The organism is Paenibacillus sp. RC84 (assembly GCF_041260495.1).
GTDB lineage: Bacteria > Bacillota > Bacilli > Paenibacillales > NBRC-103111 > Paenibacillus_F.
Genome location: NZ_JBGBYL010000009.1, coordinates 102,496 through 121,353, shown reverse-complemented (window position 1 = coordinate 121,353; position 18,858 = coordinate 102,496). Strand labels below are relative to the sequence as shown.

The window sequence follows — 18,858 nt, the reverse complement described above, 5'->3', positions numbered from 1 at the left end:
TGATTTAGAGATAATTATATGCACGCCGCTCTCTATAGTCAACAACTTTTCTTTAAAATAATTGTAAGCCCGGTTTACAAGCTCTGACAAAAAAAGAATCGCCATGCGAGGTTATCACGCATGACGATTCGGAAAACGCCGGTTTAGGCGTTCACTTTTTGCTTTGCAGCCGTTGCCAGATCAGCGAAGCCTTTAGCGTCGTTGACAGCCAGATCAGCCAGGATTTTACGGTTAACTTCGATGCCGGCCAGTTTCAGACCATGCATCAGTTTGCTGTAGCTAAGTCCGTTTACGCGAGCAGCCGCGTTAATACGCACGATCCACAATCTGCGGAAATCGCGTTTTTTCGTACGACGGTCACGGTATGCGTAAAGCAGGGATTTCATTACCTGCTCATTAGCTGTTTTAAACAGACGGTGTTTGGAACCGAAATAACCTTTTGCGAGTTTCAGAACTTTTTTATGACGACGACGGGATGTGAATCCGCCCTTGACTCTTGCCATAATGATGACCTCCTAAACGATTTTGGGTAATGGAAACGAAGTGATTACTTAATTTGTGCAAGACCTTGCTTCAGGCGTCTAACGTCGCCAGGAGCCATAACCGGATTTGTAGCGAGTACGCGCTTTTGACGGCCGGATTTGCCGCTGAGCAGGTGGTTTCTGTAAGCTTTGTATCTTTTCACTTTACCGGTACCGGTAATTTTAAAACGGCCTTTCAAGCTGCTGTGGGTTTTCATCTTAGGCATCTGGAAGTCCTCCTCAAATAAAATTCATAGGCAGGGCGCGTTTACACGCGCCCAGAAATTTAGGTTGTTACTTTCGGTGTTAAGATCATGATCATGCTGCGTCCTTCGAGCTTAGGAGCGCGCTCCATGCTGGAGATCTCCTCAGTTTCGGTTGCAAGACGCTGCAGTACTTTCCTTCCGTTCTCGGCGTGAGCAATCTCACGGCCGCGGAAACGTACGGAAGCTTTCACTTTGTCACCGTCATTCAAAAATTTAACCGCATTGCGCAGCTTCGTTTGGAAATCATGTTCGTCGATCGTAGCGCTCAGGCGAATTTCTTTGATGTCCACGATTTTCTGGTTCTTGCGGGCTTCTTTTTCTTTCTTCTGCATCTCGTAACGGTATTTCCCATAGTCCATGATGCGGCATACCGGCGGTTTAGCCGTTGGCGCTACGTTCACCAGATCCAAGTTGGCGTCAATCGCCATTTGGAGCGCTTCACGAATCGGTTTAATGCCGAGCTGTTCGCTCTCGGGCCCGATCAAACGGACTTCTTTCGCGCGAATCTCATCGTTAACCATGTGATCTTTACTAATATTCTCCACCTCCAACCATTGTTTCCAAGCTTGTTGCAAGGACATAAAAAAGGGATGCAGGCTAACAGCCCACATCCCCACGGTTCGTTTGTCACATAAAAACAAAACGTTGACGTTATTTCATCGTAACCAGCCGACGGAATCGGTCAGGTGAGAAGCGGGCGCCTCTTCTTTTAAAAATATGCAGTTGTGCAATCACTCGTACTACTATACCACTCCGGAGAAGACAAGTCAACTTTATTCTGCTCGAATTCCCGTAAGTAAGTTAGCTGACCTGCTTGCTCTGCACTTCTTCCAGGCGGATAACACGCGTATGCTTCGTATGGCTCCACTGCTTGTTGTTCTGCGTGAAGAACGCGTATACGGTAATCGGCCACCAAGACAGCATGAAGATCGGATAAGCGATCAGGTACTTGTAGGTCTTGCCGGACGCCTTCTCGATAAACAACGAGATCGGCAGCATCACATAAATCGAGATGGCCAGGACGTTGACAATCGGAGCCAATTCGTACAGATTCATGTCCGTTCCGCCCGGTACGATGGCTTTGATCCAGATCGCCACGCTCAAGATGGAACCGAAGAAATAGTTATATACGTTAGCCGAATAGAAAGCGGCGTCGATTTTGGTCCAGCTGCGCTCTTTAAGTCCCTGCCACAGGAGCGGGAACAGATAGCGGCGGCAGACGTCGAAGTGTCCCTGCATCCAGCGCAGGCGCTGTTTGACGGACGCTCTGAACGTCAGCGGCTTCTCGTCGTAGACTTTCGCGTAGTAGTTCATCGTCGGCTTAACGCCGAGCTTTACGCAGCGCATCGAAAACTCAAGGTCTTCGACGAGGCTCGTCGCGCCCCAGCCGATCTGCTTCAGCAGGTTCGACTCAAAGCACATGCCTGTACCGCCAAGATAGTTGGCGAGGCCCAGATTCGTACGCGGAACCTGCCAGAAGCGGTTCGCGAAATAATACGAGATGGCGTAGGAAGCCGTAACCCAGGAATCGTTCGGATTCTTGGTGTCCAGATAAGCTTGGATGACTTGGGAACCGCTGCACAGGTCGTCGTTCATATGACGCAGATAGTCGTGGCCGACGAGGTTGTCGGCGTCGAACATCACGACGGCGTCATACTGGCGCGGACGCTTCCACAGCTCTTTGAGCATCCATTCGATGGCGTACCCTTTGCCCCGCAGATTCGGGTTGTTGCGCTCGCACGCATACAGTCCGTGGCTGCGCACAATATCGGCGGTGCTGTCCGTACAGTTGTCGCAAATGACGAAAACGTCGTACAGCTCTTTCGGATAGTCGAGCTGCTTCAGGTTCTCGAGCAAGGCCCCTACTACTTCTTCTTCGTTATGCGCCGCTACCAGAACTGCGAATGATTTCTGCGGCGGATGCTGCGTTTTCTTTTTCGGACGCTTCCAGCCAAAGAATGTTAGAAACAACTGATAAGCCCCGAATAACACCAATACAATTTGCAAGACCAGCAAAATTGTATCCAGCATCGTAAACCCCCCTTTTAATGTTCACAACAAAGTCTGTTTTTATATTTATCGCTTTGTATGTAACCCATTTTGTTCCAATTGAAGCCAATGTAATCATTTTTGTGTAGAAGCCAATGCAATCGTTCTTGATTGTGACGGGTTTCCATGCTTTTGTCAAAACCCTATTAATGGACTATTTGGTCGGTTCGAACATTTTAGCGCGAAAAGACCCCAGTAAAGTAATCGGCGCTCGTTCTCGTGTGCGATTGCGGCTTCTTCCCCCGGTTTTCTACTTTTTTGTGACTTTGGCCTCTGTAAAACTCCAAGTTTGCGGGCCTTTTTTTGATTTTAATTTTCGGCGGGCCAGGCCGTCTGCTCCATTATAATCGAGCCGCAGGGCCAAAACAACTTGGACGGACTATCCCGGCGCGGCGCTTATTTCACGATGCCTGCCGCCCTTCGGGCTCCGCCGCCGGCATCTCCCGCAACCTCCCTATAGCTTTCGTATAGGGTTGCGAAAATTGAGTCCCAACTCCTGGTAAGCGCGTGCGACCGGCCCTCAAGCGCCAGTTTTCGACGCAGTTCGGGGGCTTCGTAAAGCCTTTGCACCGCCCCGGCCAAAGCGGACGCATCGTCAGGCGGACAAAGCAGGCCGGTATACCCATGCCTGACGTTATCCGCCACTCCGCCGGCGTTTACACCGACGACGGCCGTTCCCGACGCCATCGCCTCCAGCACCACGTTGCCGAACGTTTCCGAGGCGGACGGGAACACGAATACGTCGGCGGCCGCGTAGAGCTCCGCCAGCTCCCTGCCCTCCACGAAGCCGCAGAAGCGGACGTCCGGGTACGGGGCCAGCCGCTTCTCCAGCTCCGCCCGCATGGGGCCGTCTCCCGCAAGAATCAGCGCGCACTTCGCGCGGAAAACTTCGGGCAGATTGGCGAAGGCGCGCACCAGCGCATCCAAACCTTTTTCGGGCGCGAGGCGTCCTACATAGAGTAATACGAATTTAGCGGGCAAAAGGTTGTGCTTATGCAAAACTTTCCGCCTGTCCGTATGAGGGCGGAATTCGGCCGTATCGATGCCCCGCCCCCATAATTCGATACCCGTCAGCCCTTTTGTATGGAGTATTTTACCGGTCGAAGGCGAGGGTACATATATTTTTACACAGTTTTGGTGAAACCAAAGCAGATATTTCCAGAGCATCGGTTCCATCCATTGGAGGCGGTAATGCGCCAAATACTGGTCGAAATGCGTGTGATAGGAGGCGACCAGGGGGATGCGGTGCTTTTTCCCGTAGTGGAGGCCCGTCAGGCCGAGGTTAAACGGCGTCGCCAGATGGATGAGGGTCGGGCGGAATTCCTTGAGCATCCTGCCGACCAGCAGGGGATTGGGTATCGCCATTCTGCAATCCGGATACAATGAGAAAGGAATACTGTAAAATCGTTCCACACTCCGGATGCCCGAGGTTCCGGCCTCCCCGGCCGCAGGCGCAAATACGCGGCACACCGCTCCACGGGACTCCAGGTAGCGGACCCAGCGTCCCAGCGTTTTGGCGACCCCGTTGACATCGGGAAGAAACGTATCCGTAAATAACGCGACTCTCATAAGACAGCCCTCCGTTTCCACAGCTCGGATGCCCCCCGGAAACTGCAGTCCGCTGCGCTCCGAGGAGTTTCTCTTCTCGATTGTATAGGGCGTTTGTTAACGAGAAAGCTTTGAAAAGTCATAACCCGGTTAATAACTTGTAAATATCCGGCGCGGCCTCCGTTGATACTGCGCTAACAAAATGCTTTTATACTGAAGGTGTCCGAGGGAATTCCTCGTCAAAATTAGAAACGAAGAAAATCCATGAAAAATTAAACCTTTCTTAAGAATTAGCACTCGTTCTCGTTAAGAATTAACAGGTACACTACGGTTGTTAGCTATCAGGGAAGGAGGCATCATCATGAGCAAAGTCGTTCATTGGATGCACCGGCACGAAACACGCATGTTTCTCTATGTCAACCAGCGGTTCCGGCACACCATACTGGATGGTATCCTCGGGACGCTTACTCATCTCGGGGGAGCGACTGCCACCATTGCGATCACGCTGCTCCTGTCCCTATTCGGAAAAGGAGTCTGGCAGATCGCCGGCATTCAGGCGCTTGCCGCCCTTGCGATAAGCCATATTCCGGTAGCCATCGTCAAAAAGCTGTACCCTCGCAGACGCCCGTATCTGGTTGTGCCCAATACGAGGACCGGCCGAAATCCGCTGCAGGACCACAGCTTTCCATCCGGTCATACGACCGCCATCTTCTCTGTGATCGTCCCGTTCGCGGCCCACATGCCCGTTCTAGGTTTCGTCCTCATTCCGCTCGCCCTGCTGGTCGCTCTGTCCCGCATGTATCTCGGGCTTCATTACCCCAGCGATTGCCTGGCCGGCGCGGTAATCGGCTCGGGAGCGGCTGCTGCCTCCGTTGCGCTGTGGCCTTAAATTGAGTATGGTAACAGGATGGAAATTCATGGATAAGAAGGAAAGGTGAATAGACTTGCGCAAAAAAAGAGTACTGCTATTATCCGAAGGCTTCGGTGCCGGACATACCCAGGCCGCTTACGCCCTTTCCGAAAATATGCGGCAGCTGTATCCAGGCATCCAGACGCGCGTTCTGGAACTCGGCGCTTTCCTTCACCCCACGTTAGCCAGATGGATTTTTTCCGCCTATCGCAAAACGCTTCATTCCCAGCCGAAATTATACGGAAAGCTTTATCGCTTCCAATACAAAAAATCATTGAATCCCATCACGCAAATGGCGCTTCACCGGATCTTTTACGCCCAGACGGCCCAGATCATCACCCAACTGCGTCCGGACGCTATCGTCTGCACGCACCCGTTCCCGAGCATCGTCGTATCTCGTCTGAAACGGGCCGGACTGTCTGTGCCTTTATGCACGGTCATAACGGACTATGACGTGCACGGCACCTGGATTTCGCCGGAAGTCAACAAATATCTCGTGTCTTCCGACAAAGTCAAAAACAAGTTGCTCCACCGCGGAGTGGCCGGCGACAAGATCGAAATCACCGGCATTCCGGTGCATCCCGGTTTCCGCCAGCCTCACGACAAGACGGAAATACGCCGCCGGTTCGAGCTGGCCTCCATTCCTACGGTGCTCGTCATGGGAGGGGGATGGGGACTCATCGGGGGCGACACCGTTCTGGACGAAATGCTCCGCTGGCGCGACCGGGTTCAGCTTATTTTCTGCTTCGGCAGCAATCAGAAGGCATTGGCGAAATGCCAGGAGGACCCGCGGTTCCTTCATCCTCACGTGAAGCTGCTCGGCTTTACGAACGAAGTCGACAAACTGATGGAAGTTTCGGATCTGCTGGTGACCAAGCCGGGCGGAATGACCTGCACGGAAGGTTTGGCCAAAGGCATTCCGATGCTCTTCCACAAGCCTATACCGGGACAGGAAGAGGAAAATCTGCTGTTCTTCACGGAAAACGGCTTCGGGGAATCCATTTTGTCGGAAGAAACCATCCGCTTGTGGTTCAAAGGTTTATCGGAACGCGGAAACGAAATGCGGCGGATGCGGGAAGATATCCGGGAAAGCTGCCGCAATATGTTCCAAACGGACTACTCTCAAGTCATCATGACGCTTATACACAAAGAAGAACAGCAGTCCGTTTAGGACTGCTGTTCTTCTTTTAGGCGTTCCACGTGTTCGGCAAGAGCCCGGGACCCGAGCACCACTTCCACACGGTGTATGTTCATGCCCTGCTTGGCAAATTTCGTTTCGTACTCCGTCATGACGTGATCCGGATTAAACCCTTCCTCGAAACCGCCGTGCAGATCGAGAGAGATGTTCCGCATTCTCAGATCCAGATCCGCAAAAGAATTCAACGAGAATTCGAACAAGGATCTGGAGTCCGTTTTGAAGTGAATTTCGCCGCGCTCGTTAAGCGCGTGTTTGTATTTATGGACGAAGCCCGCATGAGTCAGGCGGCGTCTGGCATGTTTCTTCTTGGGCCACGGATCGCTGAAATTCAGATAAATCCGCTCCAGTTCATTCTCGTCGAAAACTTCTTCCAGCCGTTCGATATTGAACAGAGCAAGCCGGATGTTCTCAAGCGATACATCCACGGCCGATTCCTCGATACCGTGCGCGATCCGGACTTTCTCGCTCGCTCTGCGGATCAGTTCATCGTACATATCTACCCCGATGAAATTGATCCCGGGATTGCGCCGGCTCATTTCGCTGATGAACTGGCCTTTCCCCATCCCGAGCTCCACATGAATCGGATTGCCGTTCCCGAACACTTCCGCCCACTTTCCTTTATATAAAGCCGGTTCCAGAACAATGAGATCGCGCTGCTTCTCGATTGCTTCCCGGATGCCTTTTCTTCCTCTTAAACGCATTGCTTACCTCCCCTAATCCTTATCCGGTCACCTGCAGCCATTCCCTGTGGGATCACGGAAACATGCTTCAAATAATAGACGATTCCCCCGGAAAATGCAAAGAAAAATAAGCATCCGGCAAGCCCCGGAAACGTTAAAAATCAACGCTCTATCCGGCCAAAAGCGTCAGCGGTTAATCAAAACGGCATCCAATTGACGGCGTACTTTGCGGCGCGCTTCGGCCGCGGCCCGGGCTTCGTAAGCAAAATTTGAGGTTCCCGCCAGAATCATGGCTTCTTTCGGGGTAAGCTCCAGCGTGATTCCAGTCGTTTCCTGCCCCTGAAGGTCGCCGCTGCGGGTCAAAGTCAGCATCTCTTTTCACCTCCCTGTCAGCGAATTAACAATTTCGTTTAAAAAGACGGGAAAGGACATCTCCAAAAGAGATGCCCTTCTGCTTCCCGTGGATTAACGGTTATGAATTTCGTTTTCTCTTTTGTTGCGTCCGCCCAGACCGGCCAGACCGACGAGGCCGAGAAGACCGAGCCAGCCCCAGTTCGTATTGTTGCGGGTCGTTCCGTACGTACGGTAAGTGGACGTGTCGTAAGCACCGCGGTTGTTGGTGCCCGTCGTGCTCATGCGGTCCATCATACGGTTGCCGTTGGTACCGACCGTACCGGTCGTTCCGTACGTGCCCGTGTTGCCGTTATAACCCGTACCGTAGGTATTCACGCCGCTGGTTGTGCCTGTCGCTGCGCCTGTCGCCGCACCCGTTGCTGCGCCGTTTACGGCACCGGTGACGGCACCGGTCACACCGCCGGTTACAGCGCCTACCGTACCTGTTACGGCGTTACGGCCCGTGCTGTATGCGCGGTTCAACTGATCCGGTGCTGTGGCGTTCGGGTTAACACCGTTCATGGTTGTCCCCGGAGTCGTCGTGCCGGTCACCGTCGTGTTGGTCGTTCCTGTTGTCGAACCTGTTCCCAACGTGCTGGCGTGCGCGGCACCCACCGTAAGCATAGAAGTCAGGGCAACAGCAAGCGTAGCATAGCGAAGCTTTTTCATGGACAGTCCCCTTTCAAAGCAGTTGTTTTATTGCTCCCTTAGGATGTCCGGCCCGGGTTGCTTTAAACGGGGTACATACTGGCAGAGGAAGGGGTGCATTCCCTTTTGTTTTGGGCTACAATAGGAAAAGTCAGATTGAAAAAGGAGTACTGAAGCCTCATGAACGCAATTACAACCGAGCCTCTCCTGTGGGGGGATAAACGGTTTCATACATGGAATTACGAGATGCGCCGCCAGTTCGGCGAGAAGGTATTTAAAGTCATGCTGGACGCGGGTTTCACATGCCCGAACAGGGACGGCAAAATCGCTACCGGAGGCTGCACGTTCTGCAGCGCAAGAGGGTCCGGCGACTTTGCGGGAAGACGCCGCGACGACCTGGTGACGCAATTTAACACGATCCGGGACCGCCAGCACCAGAAATGGCCGGATGCGAAGTACATCGGCTATTTTCAAGCCTACACCAACACTTACGCGCCCGTGGACGAGCTGCGGGAGTATTACGAAGTCATTCTTCAACAGCCCGGCGTTGTAGGGCTCTCCATCGCCACGCGGCCGGACTGCCTGCCCGACGATGTCGTGGAATATCTGGCCGAGCTTAATGAGCGCACCTACCTGTGGGTCGAAATGGGCCTTCAGACCATTCACGAAAGCACGTCGACCCTTATTAACCGGGCCCATGACACGCAGTGCTACACGGAAGCGGTCGCCAAGCTGAGAAAACACAACATCCGCACGTGTGCGCATATTATTTACGGACTGCCTCAGGAAACCGATGACATGATGATCGAGACCGGGAAAGCCGTCGCCGCCATGGATGTGCAGGGCATCAAAATCCATCTGCTCCACCTGATGCGCAAAACGCCGATGGTGAAGCAGTATGAAGCGGGCCTGCTGCGCTTCCTGGAGCAGGATGAATACATCAAGCTCATCGTCGATACGCTCGAGCTGCTCCCGCCGGAAATGATCGTTCACCGGCTGACCGGCGATGCGCCGCGCGATCTGCTCATCGGCCCCATGTGGAGCCTGAAGAAATGGGAAGTGCTGAACGCGATCGACGCCGAGCTCAAACGCCGGGATACTTGGCAGGGGAAGCTCTGGACGCCCGCAACCCCCGCCGGACCGGTATAAGCGGAGGCCGCCATGGGATTTCTCTCCATTCTGAGCTGCGCGCATAAATGGATCGAGGAACGTGTCCGCCCCGGCGATACGGTGGTAGATGCCACCGTGGGCAACGGAGTGGACACCCTCTTCCTCGCCAGGCTCGTCGGCCGCGTCGGCCGCGTGTACGGCTTCGATATCCAGCCGCAGGCGCTGGATACGGCCCGTACGCGGCTGGAACGCGAGCTGGACGGCTCCGGCGGCGCGCAGCGGGTCTCGCTTCTGCTGCGCAGCCATGCCGACATGGCGGACGCTGTCCCGAACGACTGCCTGGGACGGACGGCCGCCGTCATGTTCAACCTTGGGTATCTGCCCGGCGCAGATCCCGGGGTTATTACCGTGCCGGCTTCCACGCTGCCCGCTCTGGAAGCCGCGCTCCTACTTCTGCGCGAAGGCGGCATCCTCACCATCGCCCTGTATCCGGGCCACGATGGCGGAGCTTCCGAGGCGCAGGCGGTCGAAAGCTGGGCCGCCGCGCTTCCCCAGGAGAAGTGGAGCGTGCTCTGCTACCGGTTTATCAACAGTGCGGCACGGTCGCCTTACTTGATTGGTATAGAGAAAAAGAAACCGAGAGGAGTACTGAAATGAAACCTTACCCGATTCATTTTCAACCCGATTTTAAACACCGTGTATGGGGCGGCCGCGCCCTGGAGGAATTCGGCTACGAGATTCCCGAAGGCCATGTCGGCGAAGGCTGGATGATCGCGGATCATGCGAACGGCACCTCTACCGTTACAAATGGAGAACTGAAAGGCCTCGGCCTGGACGAAGTCCGGGAAAAGCTGGGCGCCGAATGGTTCGGTACGAAAGGCACTTCCGCCGGAAACGGACGTTTTCCTCTGCTCGTCAAGCTGCTTGACTGCAACGACGACCTCTCCGTTCAGGTGCACCCCGGCAATGACTATGAGAACCTCGCGCAGGGCGAGCTTGGAAAGACCGAAATGTGGTACGTGCTGGACGCAAAACCCGGAGCCAAGATCATTTACGGGCTGAAGGATGGAATCACGCGTTCCGAATTTCAAGCAGCCGTTCAAGAGGATCGCATTCTCGATACCATGATGTCCGTGGAGGCCGAGAAGGGCGACAGCTTCTATATTCCTTCGGGTACGGTCCATGCGCTGGGCTCCGGCGTGCTGGTAGCGGAAATCCAGCAAAACTCGGACACGACTTACCGTCTGTACGACTATAACCGCCCCGGACTCGACGGCAAGCCGCGGGAGCTTCATATCGAAGATTCCCTGAACGTCATCGCCTTCGGAAAGGCCGGCGCCACTTTCATGAAAACGATGGACGCTGCACCGAACGAATGGCTGGAGCTGGCCGCTTCCCCTTATTTCGTGGTGGAAAAAGGCATCGTAACCGCTCCGTGGAACTTGTCCACGACACCGGAAAGCTTCACGCTGCTGATCGCCTGCGAAGGCAGCGGTTCGCTGGAATGGGCGGACGGCTCTCTGGCGATGAAGCCGGGCGACTGCTTCCTGCTCCCGGCCACGCTGGGCGGTTACACGCTAAGCGGCAGCCAGACGGTGCTGCGCTCTTATCTGCCTTAGGCCCGAGGCATCGCTCTTAGCCTATAGATAAGCCCCTGCGGCCGAACATAAAAAAAGCCTTCTTCCCTCCGTGCCGACGCACGGAAAGGAAGGAGGCTTTTTAGCGTTGTACGAGACGGAAGATCTCAACGGGCATGTTCGCCCAGGCTCTCCAGAGCCTCTTCGGGAAGCAGCCCTACCCGGACTAGTCCCTTGAGAATGCCGTCTTCGGAGCACGAGTCCGTGACCACATCCGCCGCGGCTTTCGCTTCGGGGGCCGCATTGCCCATCGCGATTCCCGTTCCTACGCTGGTGAGCATCTGAATATCGTTCAGCCCATCGCCGAAAGCGTAACAATTCTCGTTCGGAATTCCGACGGCTTTGAGCATTTCCTGAATGCCGATCGCTTTGGAGCTTCCGGCAGGCAGAACGTCAAGAGCATGCTCGTGCCAGCGGATGAACTGAAAATGCGGGTACCGCTCGGCGTACAGTTTCTCGGCTTCGGCGTCGCAGAATAAATGTCCCTGAAATACCGCAGAATGTTTGTAAAACTCCGGATCGGCTTCCGGACACGGAATCTTGAGGTTATCGTAGCTTTCCTTTACATGCGGATGCGAGCTGCTTACGCGGGTCTCGGGGTGGCCGCAGTACGCCAGGGGATGGCCCTGCTCGTCCGCCGCTTGGACCAGTTCCGCAAGCTTCACGGGATCCATCGGATTCGAATAAATTTCACGGCCTTCGAACAGCACGTACTGTCCGTTAATGGACACGTAGGACGAAATGCCGAGTTCTTCCCTCACATCCTTGAACATGGACGGTACGCGCCCCGTCGCTATGGCCGTAAACACGCCTCGTTCCTGCAGCAGCCTGACGGCTTTGCGGGTGGATGCGGGAAGCTGTTTATTTTCATCCAGCAAAGTCCCGTCGATATCAAAAAATACGATCGCTCTCTCCATCTCTCTGTACCCCTTCCGGTATAAGTTCGTTCTAAAAATGTGTCGAGGTATCAAGGTCTTGATAAGAAGCCCTTCGCCTCATCCGTAACGCCCCGGAGGTTACGCCGGACGGAGACGTGAAGGCTTGCGAATTAAGCGTAAAGTATGAAATGCTTTTCACGTCAAGTCTCTCTCCCGAAATTTTTGACGCGGACGATCGGGCTGCTTTAAACTGAGGACAGAAAGGAGGCCGGACCTATGGCCAACATCAAGGACATTGCCAGACTGGCCGGAGTCTCCGTAGCGACCGTTTCCCGCGTGCTCAACGACCATCCTTACGTCAGCGAAGCCAAACGCGCGGCTGTACAGGAAGTCGTACACCGCCTTAACTATTCCCGCAATGTGAATGCGGTTCATCTCATCACCGGCAAAACGAACATGGTCGGGGTGGTCATCCCCTACCTTAATCTGCCCTACTTCAACAGCATTATGGAAGGAATCGCGCAGGAGGCGCTGGAAGCCAATGTACATCTGCTCGTCAGCCAGACGAACTATGCGGCGGATAAAGAGACCGAGCTGTTGAACATGCTAAAGATCAAACAGATCGACGGCCTGCTGATCTGTTCCCGATCCCTGGAGTGGGAAGTCATCGAGGCTTACTCGCAGTTCGGACCGATCATTGCCTGCGAATATATCGAGAGCGACCGGATCTCGTCCGTCCATATCGATCATTACGGCAGTTTCCGGCTGGCCATGCAGCTTCTTCTGGAAAAAGGGCATACCCGCATCGGCTACTGCCTGGGACGGGGACACAGCTTTAACAGCCGGAACCGGCGGCGCGCCTTTTCCGACGCCCTCTCTTCGGCGGGTGTTCCCGTCCGGGAGGAGTGGATGTTCTACCAGATCTACTCCATCGAAGACGGAGCGGAGGTAGTCCGCGGCATCCTGGACATGGAGGAGCGTCCGACCGCTCTGCTCGTGGCGGGCGACCAGGTAGCCGCCGGCATCATCAGCGAGGCGGTCAAAAACGGCCTCCGCGTACCGGAGGATCTGGCGATCGTCTCTTTCGACAACCACCCGATTGCGCAGCTGTTCGATATCACCACGATCGACAACCGGCTCGTCGAAATCGGGCGCACTGCCTTCTCCCTGCTGCTGAAGCGGCTGCAGGACCCCACCAGCCCCGTGGAACACCGGGAGCTGCCGTTCCGCCTCATTGAACGCGCGACCGTGTAGCGCCGCTTCAAGAGTGCCGGGCTTGGCACGGAGCGGCATGCCGTCGGCGCCCGTCTTGCCGCCCTTCCGCTCGGCAGGAGCCCGGCAGTGCGGCGGCAGCCTCGGAGGCGCGGCGAGCTGCGACAGGCGCCCGGGGCGAAGTTGCCGCGCATCGTGCGGCTTCGCCCCGGGAAGCTGGTGGCGGACCCGGACCAGCCGCCATTACCCGGCCGCGTGAGGTTCCTAACATCGGATACGTGATAAATCCGGCAACAGGAACCGAGCGCATCGCCTCACTACGAAGCCTGTGCGCAAAAAAAGGCTCCCGCCCCCTCGTTACGAGGGCGGGAGCCTTTCTGCCGTGCGGCTGCTCAGTTCCCGGCAGACGCGGACGCCGCCGATGCGCGGCCCAGCGGCATCGAATACACGGACGGCCGACCGCCCGCTTCCGGCCGGTACACGGCCAGCAGCAGCGATTCCGCCGAAGTATCGAGCGAGCCGTCCTGCAGGTAGCGCTGCAAGTCGAACGGGATCACTTCGATGACGGCATGCTTGTGCAGGTCCTTTTCGCCCATGCGCAGCTCGCTGAAATTGCCGGAAACTTCATCCGGACGATCCGCGGCTCTTTTTAAATAATCGCTCTGTTCGGCTTTGTCCAGCTTGAAATCCCACCAGATTTTACGCGGCTTGTATTTATGATTCAGGAAATAATCAAGCTTCATCAGCCCTTCGATAACGTCCATCCGTTCGGTGCCCCGCCAAGTCAGGAAAGCATGAAGCCGGGTGAATAAATCTTCCAGCTGGTGGCCGATTTTCTGCCAGCCTCTTTCCTCCCAGTAATCGCCGAACTCCTGGAAGAAATCGAATGCCGAAGAAAATTCCGAGGCAATCAGGTCATTCACGGTATGGTCCGTGCGGTGGGCGTTCCAGTATTTCTCCAGCACGTCTTCTACACGTTTGATCCGGATCAGGTCGGTAAACGGCAGAATGTCGTTGCCCAGAATCTCATAGGGCGCCTGATCCATGAAAATATAGCCGTACTTAGCCGCATCGATGCGCAGACCGGTTCCCCGGAGCATTTTCAGGAACCCGAGCTGGAGCTCCTCGGGGCCCAGCGCGAAGACGTCGTTGAACGTTTTGCGGAAGGAGTCGTAGTTCTCCTCGGGAAGGCCGGCTATCAGATCCAGATGCTGGTCGATTTTGCCGCTTTCCTTCACCTTCGTCACCGTGCGGGTAAGCTTGGCGAAATTTTGGCGGCGCTTCACCAGGTTGTTCGTCTCATCGTTCGTGGACTGGACGCCGATCTCGAAGCGGAAAATTCCCGGAGGCGCGTTCTCGGCGAGGAAATCCAGCACTTCGGGCCGCATAATATCGGCCGTAATCTCGAACTGGAACACGCAGCCCTGATGATTGTCAATCAGGAACTGGAAAATTTCCAGGGCGTAATCCCGCTTAATGTTAAACGTCCGGTCGACAAACTTAATAAGTTTGGCTCCGTTCGCTATGAGATACAGGATTTCGGACTTCGTCCGCTCCATATCAAAATAGCGCACCCCCACCTCGATGGAGGATAGGCAGAACTGGCATGAGAACGGGCAGCCCCGGCTCGTTTCGAAGTAAACGACCCGGTTCCCGAGGTCCTTAAGATCTTCTTCGAACCGGTGTGGAGAAGGAATCGCATTCAGGTCCAGCTTCGGACGGCCGGGGGTCAAAATAATTTCTTCCCCTTTGCGGTACGCGATGCCGTACACGAAATGAAACTTCCGCGTAGTCGACAGCTCCTGAAGGAAATGCTTGAACGTCTCTTCCCCTTCGCCCATAACGATAAAATCCACTTCCGGAACGGTGCGCATCCATTCCTCCGTATCGTAGGAAACTTCCGGTCCGCCGAGTACGATGGTCAGATCGGGACGGATTTTTTTGATCATGCGGATGACGCGGAGTGTTTCTTCAATGTTCCAGATGTAGCATGAAAAACCGAGCACGTCGGGATTTTTGCCGTATAAGTCCGAAACGATGTTCATCGCCGGATCTTTGATCGTGTACTCCACGATATCAATCGGAAATTCGGGCTCGCTGAATGCCTTCAGGTACCGCAGAGCCAGCGAAGTATGAATGTATTTGGCGTTCAATGTGGCAAGAACGATATTCATGGTCGTTTACAACCTCTTTTATCAATAAAATCAAGGATCGTTCTTATTCTACACGAACCCCGCCGAATTGACAAAGCGGAGGGATACGGGCGCATGCGCCTTGTCAGCGCGGCGTGTCGAATTCCGGCTCTGTGTCCTCCCACCCGGCGCCCGTCTCGGAAGACCAGGAAGGAAACTGATCGGCGGCGGGCAGGGCAGGCACATCGGCGTACACGTTCCTCCACCGCTTCGCCTGTTCCATCAACTGCCGCTCCACCTGTTCCTTGCGCTGCATAAGTTCACCGGGGTCCCCCGCCTCCTGCTGAATCGCCTTGCGGATGCTGGTATGCTCCTGAAGCCATTGGGTAAGCTGGTACAAGATCATGGGCGTCTCCTCCTTTTAAAGCGCTGTCATTTAGGTATCAGGTTGCCCTTTTAGACGCCGGGTCATACCGTTTGGAGAAACCGTAAATCGCAAAGCATACATATTTTTCTTTTATTGAAACATTTCTCCTGTCCGTGCAGTCTAAAGTTTCAAAGCGGCCGGACCGAAAATTCAGGAGGGATTTGATTATGAAAAGCAAAAAGCCGGTTTTTTATTTAACGGGAGGCATTCTGATCGGAACGCTATTCTCCCAGACAGATGTGTGGGCCAGGCCTGTAATCGACTATCTTCTTCAAGCGGCGACCTATCCGGTAACCGTTGACGGGCAGACATACAGCTCTCCCGATCTTCCCCTGCTAAATTACGAGGGCAGCACGTATGTCCCCCTGAAATCGTTGGGTGATTTGCTCGGAGCTTCCGTGACCTGGAACGATTCGCTCAAACAAGCGGAAATTCACAAGACCAAGCCATCGGCCGCAAAAGAAGATCTCTCCGTCGCTGCCAAAGATTATTACGGTGCCGTGGAGCAATGGACGTTTGACACGCTTTATCAGCCGGATAAAGGAACCTTGGATGAGAAGGGCCGCGGAGAACTGTTGAAACAGCTGGAAACCGTCTACGGACCGAATCTGGCCGCCCGCTTTTTCGACTACGGCTATATGAAAGAAAGCGACGGCAGCTATCTCTCGCGTCCGGGGGACCATCTCCCCCTGCGGAAGCTGAACCGCAACATCATCGCCACCCATGAGATCGCAGGCGGGAAAACTATCGTTACCATTAAGGGAGAAATCGAATATAACCTGGACGGAAAGACATTCACAGACCGATACAAACAGCAGTATACAATCGATCCTCTTACGTTAAAGATTATCGATATCGCTTATCTGGCTCTTCCGATCTGAATGTACGGAGCCTTTTATCAAAACAATAAAAGAACCGCTTCCTGTTACGGAAACGGTTCTTTGCTCTATATTCAGGCGGTTCCTATATGACGTCCGCCTTACTCCCACTTGAAGGTAAAACTCGCGATTGCGAAAGCCACGACCATCCAGCCGCCGAGGATAAGGGCCTGCGGCCACAGCACGGTTAAATCCGCCCCCACGTTCATGACCTGCCGCATAGCCGTCGACAGATGCGTGATCGGGATCAGGTTCACGACCGGCTGGAGGAAAGACGGGATGCTGTCCGCCGAGAAGAAGACGCCCCCCAGAAAGAGCATCGGGAACGAAATAAAACCCGCGATCGGTCCGGCGCTTTCCGGTGTTTTCGCCAGCGACGCGACGATAAAACCGACCGACATAAACGCCAGCGTGCCGAGAATAACGAAAAGCAGAAGCAGCCCCCACGAGCCGTTCACTTTCGTTCCGAAGATGACGGACGCGATGAGCAGAACGATTACCGCCTGCAGTCCGTTCAGCAAGAGCCTCGCCGTGATTTGCGAGGCGATGAACGTGGACGACTTCAGCGTGGTGCTCTGCATCCGTCGAAGAATGCCCCTCTCCCTCCAGGAGGCGATCTGTCCCGCCACACCGTTGAGGTTGTTGGACATGATCATCATCGACACGATGCCGGGAACGAGAAAGTCGATATACGACAGCTTCAGCGCCTGAACGCCTTCCGCTTTGACCGTTATCGCCGGCTTGTAGGCGGTCTTCTCTTTGGAGATGCCGTCCGCCACCTGGGCCACGACGGTTTTGCCGAGCTCGGCGGTCATCATGTTCGTCTGGTCATAGTAAACGTTGACGGAGGAGGCCTCTCCCCCCTTGACGGCGGCATCGAGTCTGTTGCCGTATCCGGCGGGGATGACGACCACCATCTGAAGATTGCCGTCCTTGAGCTTTTGGAGCCCCGGAGCCGTGTGCTCCTCCTGTTTGAGCTTCATGGCAGGCGTCTTCATCAGAGCGCCGACCAATTGAGCCGACTGGGCCGACCGGTCCTGGTCGATGACGACTCCGTTGATGGACATGCTGCTGCCCCCTCCGAAGAACGTGCCGAACATGACCATGAAGAAGACAGGGAACAGAAAAGACCAGAGAAGCACCTGCTTGTTCCGGATAAAAATCCGGAGCTGTGCGAGCGTCAATTGAAGGTACGCTTTCATTCTTCTCTCAGGCTCCTTCCTGTCATGTGAATGAACACGTCCTCCAGCGTGGCTGTCCGTGTCAGCAGATCCGTCAGCTTCCAGCCCCGCAGCTCCGCCTCCCGGATCAGGCCGGTGAGCGACTGCTGGAGATGGTCGGTGTACAGCACGAGGGTGTCGCGGGCAAGCTCCACCTGCTTCACGCCCTGGAGCCTGCGCAGCGTGTCCGTCAGCTCCGTCCGCTCCCGCGGGGAAGCCGACTCCGCCTGGGGCAGCCGGAATTCAATCGCGTTCTCCGATTGAAGGCTGCGCACCAGGTTGGCCGGCGTATCCAGCGCGACGACCTGCCCCTTGTCGATCAGGCAGATCCGGTCGCACAGCACGTGCGCCTCGTCCATGTAATGCGTGGACAGGACGATGGTCTTGCCCTTCTCCTTCAGGCGCAGGATAATGTCCCAGAGCGTGCGCCGCGCCTGCGGGTCGAGACCCGTGGTCGGCTCGTCCAGGAACAGCACCTGCGGGTCGTTGACCAGCGCGATCGCGATGGCGAGCCGCTGCTTCTGTCCGCCGGACAGGTGCTTCACGCGGTCACCCGCTTTCTCTTCCAGCGTCATATCCGCGAGCAGGGGGCCGACAGGCACCGATTTCGGGTAGAAGCTGGCGTACATCTCCACGATCTCGCGCACCTTCAGCAGATCGAACAAGGAGGTCGATTGCAGCTGAACGCCGATCACTTCCTTGACCTTGCGAAGCTCCCGGATGGTGTCGTACCCCGCAATACGCGCCGTTCCCCCGTCGGGCTTGCGCAGCCCTTCCATCATTTCGATGGTCGTGGTCTTGCCCGCACCGTTGGGACCGAGCAGCCCGAACACCTCTCCCTTGCGCACCTGGAAGCGCACGCCGTTAACGGCCGTGAAGCTTCCGTACGTTTTGACCAGCCCGTCCACATCAATGAGAATTTCGTCTGATAATCCGTCCGTCTGCGGCATTCCCAGCCTCCTTTTTTCCATTTTTATGTACGTTTTGTTCCGGCATGCCGAACCAAGTACGAATTTCGCGTTCATTTTCCCAAAAGGAATTCCAGCTTTTCCATTATATCACTCGATCAGGCAGTTATCACGAGCCCGGGCGGGATGAAAATAATTCCCCAATGCGCTATAGTAAATGGATAGAAGATCCGAAGGAGCCAA

The 18,858-nt window shown here is 55.2% G+C and carries 20 protein-coding genes; 7 read left to right on the top strand and 13 right to left on the bottom strand.

From position 1 onward, the window contains the following. Positions 1-143: 143 nt before the first annotated feature. From rplT to ABH899_RS20465, 5 genes are all read right to left on the bottom strand, one after another. Positions 144-503 (bottom strand): 50S ribosomal protein L20, encoded by a 360-nt coding sequence (gene rplT / locus ABH899_RS20485; RefSeq protein ID WP_009672035.1) that lies wholly within the window; start codon positions 501-503, stop codon positions 144-146. Between the two features lie 44 nt (positions 504-547). Then, positions 548-748 carry a 50S ribosomal protein L35 gene (rpmI, locus tag ABH899_RS20480; protein WP_009672104.1) on the bottom strand — a complete coding sequence of 67 codons (201 nt, stop codon included), beginning with the start codon at positions 746-748 and terminating at the stop codon, positions 548-550. A gap of 59 nt (positions 749-807) precedes the next feature. After that, positions 808-1,308, bottom strand: a complete 501-nt coding sequence (gene infC, locus ABH899_RS20475; protein ID WP_036740165.1) for a translation initiation factor IF-3 — start codon at positions 1,306-1,308, stop codon at positions 808-810. Positions 1,309-1,588: 280 nt separating this feature from the next. Then, complete coding sequence (locus ABH899_RS20470) at positions 1,589-2,818, bottom strand: glycosyltransferase family 2 protein (RefSeq protein ID WP_009672028.1); 1,230 nt, start codon at positions 2,816-2,818, stop codon at positions 1,589-1,591. A gap of 414 nt (positions 2,819-3,232) precedes the next feature. Next, positions 3,233-4,405 carry a glycosyltransferase family 4 protein gene (locus tag ABH899_RS20465; RefSeq protein ID WP_369999993.1) on the bottom strand — a complete coding sequence of 391 codons (1,173 nt, stop codon included), beginning with the start codon at positions 4,403-4,405 and terminating at the stop codon, positions 3,233-3,235. A gap of 340 nt (positions 4,406-4,745) precedes the next feature. On the opposite strand from ABH899_RS20465, the gene ABH899_RS20460 reads away from it, so the two are divergent. Together ABH899_RS20460 and ABH899_RS20455 are read left to right on the top strand one after the other, a co-directional pair. Continuing rightward, positions 4,746-5,273 (top strand): phosphatase PAP2 family protein, encoded by a 528-nt coding sequence (locus tag ABH899_RS20460; RefSeq protein WP_009672199.1) that lies wholly within the window; start codon positions 4,746-4,748, stop codon positions 5,271-5,273. A 55-nt stretch (positions 5,274-5,328) separates the two neighbouring features. Then, on the top strand, positions 5,329-6,465 hold the full coding sequence (locus ABH899_RS20455) for an MGDG synthase family glycosyltransferase (RefSeq protein WP_369999990.1): 1,137 nt from the start codon (positions 5,329-5,331) through the stop codon (positions 6,463-6,465). On the opposite strand, the gene trmB is transcribed toward ABH899_RS20455, so the two are convergent. The 3 genes from trmB to ABH899_RS20440 form a co-directional block, all read right to left on the bottom strand. Beyond that, the gene (gene trmB, locus ABH899_RS20450) at positions 6,462-7,193 is read right to left on the bottom strand and encodes a tRNA (guanosine(46)-N7)-methyltransferase TrmB (RefSeq protein WP_218228924.1); all 732 of its coding nucleotides are present in this window, start codon (positions 7,191-7,193) and stop codon (positions 6,462-6,464) included. The two genes, ABH899_RS20455 and trmB, sit on opposite strands and share 4 nt — an antisense overlap. A 165-nt stretch (positions 7,194-7,358) precedes the next feature. Further along, complete coding sequence (locus ABH899_RS20445) at positions 7,359-7,544, bottom strand: hypothetical protein (RefSeq protein ID WP_369999987.1); 186 nt, start codon at positions 7,542-7,544, stop codon at positions 7,359-7,361. A gap of 93 nt (positions 7,545-7,637) precedes the next feature. Continuing rightward, positions 7,638-8,234 carry a WGxxGxxG-CTERM domain-containing protein gene (locus ABH899_RS20440; RefSeq protein WP_369999984.1) on the bottom strand — a complete coding sequence of 199 codons (597 nt, stop codon included), beginning with the start codon at positions 8,232-8,234 and terminating at the stop codon, positions 7,638-7,640. 159 nt (positions 8,235-8,393) lie between these two features. Between ABH899_RS20440 and mnmL the strand changes: the two genes are divergently transcribed. Genes mnmL through ABH899_RS20425 form a run of 3 tightly spaced genes read left to right on the top strand, consistent with a single transcriptional unit; the run spans position 8,394 to position 10,942 of the window. Then, positions 8,394-9,362 carry a tRNA modification radical SAM protein MnmL/YtqA gene (gene mnmL / locus ABH899_RS20435; RefSeq protein ID WP_009672097.1) on the top strand — a complete coding sequence of 323 codons (969 nt, stop codon included), beginning with the start codon at positions 8,394-8,396 and terminating at the stop codon, positions 9,360-9,362. A gap of 12 nt (positions 9,363-9,374) precedes the next feature. Beyond that, positions 9,375-9,980: a tRNA 5-(aminomethyl)-2-thiouridylate-methyltransferase MnmM gene (gene mnmM, locus ABH899_RS20430; RefSeq protein ID WP_369999981.1), complete on the top strand. Its 606-nt coding sequence runs from the start codon at positions 9,375-9,377 to the stop codon at positions 9,978-9,980. Then, positions 9,977-10,942, top strand: a complete 966-nt coding sequence (locus ABH899_RS20425; protein WP_369999978.1) for a type I phosphomannose isomerase catalytic subunit — start codon at positions 9,977-9,979, stop codon at positions 10,940-10,942. The genes mnmM and ABH899_RS20425 overlap by 4 nt, the downstream gene beginning before the upstream one ends. Positions 10,943-11,067: 125 nt before the next feature. Here ABH899_RS20425 and ABH899_RS20420 read toward each other — a convergent pair whose 3' ends face one another. Beyond that, complete coding sequence (locus tag ABH899_RS20420; RefSeq protein WP_369999975.1) at positions 11,068-11,877, bottom strand: Cof-type HAD-IIB family hydrolase; 810 nt, start codon at positions 11,875-11,877, stop codon at positions 11,068-11,070. Between the two features lie 237 nt (positions 11,878-12,114). Between ABH899_RS20420 and ABH899_RS20415 the strand changes: the two genes are divergently transcribed. Next, the gene (locus tag ABH899_RS20415) at positions 12,115-13,092 is read left to right on the top strand and encodes a LacI family DNA-binding transcriptional regulator (protein WP_369999972.1); all 978 of its coding nucleotides are present in this window, start codon (positions 12,115-12,117) and stop codon (positions 13,090-13,092) included. 350 nt (positions 13,093-13,442) lie between these two features. Here the strand turns inward: ABH899_RS20415 and ABH899_RS20410 are convergent, their stop codons facing one another. Continuing rightward, on the bottom strand, positions 13,443-15,224 hold the full coding sequence (locus ABH899_RS20410) for a B12-binding domain-containing radical SAM protein (protein WP_009672137.1): 1,782 nt from the start codon (positions 15,222-15,224) through the stop codon (positions 13,443-13,445). A gap of 103 nt (positions 15,225-15,327) precedes the next feature. Next, complete coding sequence (locus ABH899_RS20405; RefSeq protein ID WP_369999968.1) at positions 15,328-15,588, bottom strand: hypothetical protein; 261 nt, start codon at positions 15,586-15,588, stop codon at positions 15,328-15,330. A gap of 188 nt (positions 15,589-15,776) precedes the next feature. On the opposite strand from ABH899_RS20405, the gene ABH899_RS20400 reads away from it, so the two are divergent. Beyond that, entirely contained in the window at positions 15,777-16,490 is a 714-nt protein-coding gene (locus tag ABH899_RS20400) for a stalk domain-containing protein (protein ID WP_369999965.1), read from the top strand. Positions 16,491-16,588: 98 nt separating this feature from the next. Here the strand turns inward: ABH899_RS20400 and ABH899_RS20395 are convergent, their stop codons facing one another. Together ABH899_RS20395 and ABH899_RS20390 are read right to left on the bottom strand one after the other, a co-directional pair. Next, on the bottom strand, positions 16,589-17,689 hold the full coding sequence (locus ABH899_RS20395; protein ID WP_009672118.1) for an ABC transporter permease: 1,101 nt from the start codon (positions 17,687-17,689) through the stop codon (positions 16,589-16,591). Beyond that, positions 17,686-18,657, bottom strand: a complete 972-nt coding sequence (locus ABH899_RS20390) for an ABC transporter ATP-binding protein (RefSeq protein WP_009672206.1) — start codon at positions 18,655-18,657, stop codon at positions 17,686-17,688. The genes ABH899_RS20395 and ABH899_RS20390 overlap by 4 nt, the downstream gene beginning before the upstream one ends. Positions 18,658-18,858: the final 201 nt, after the last annotated feature.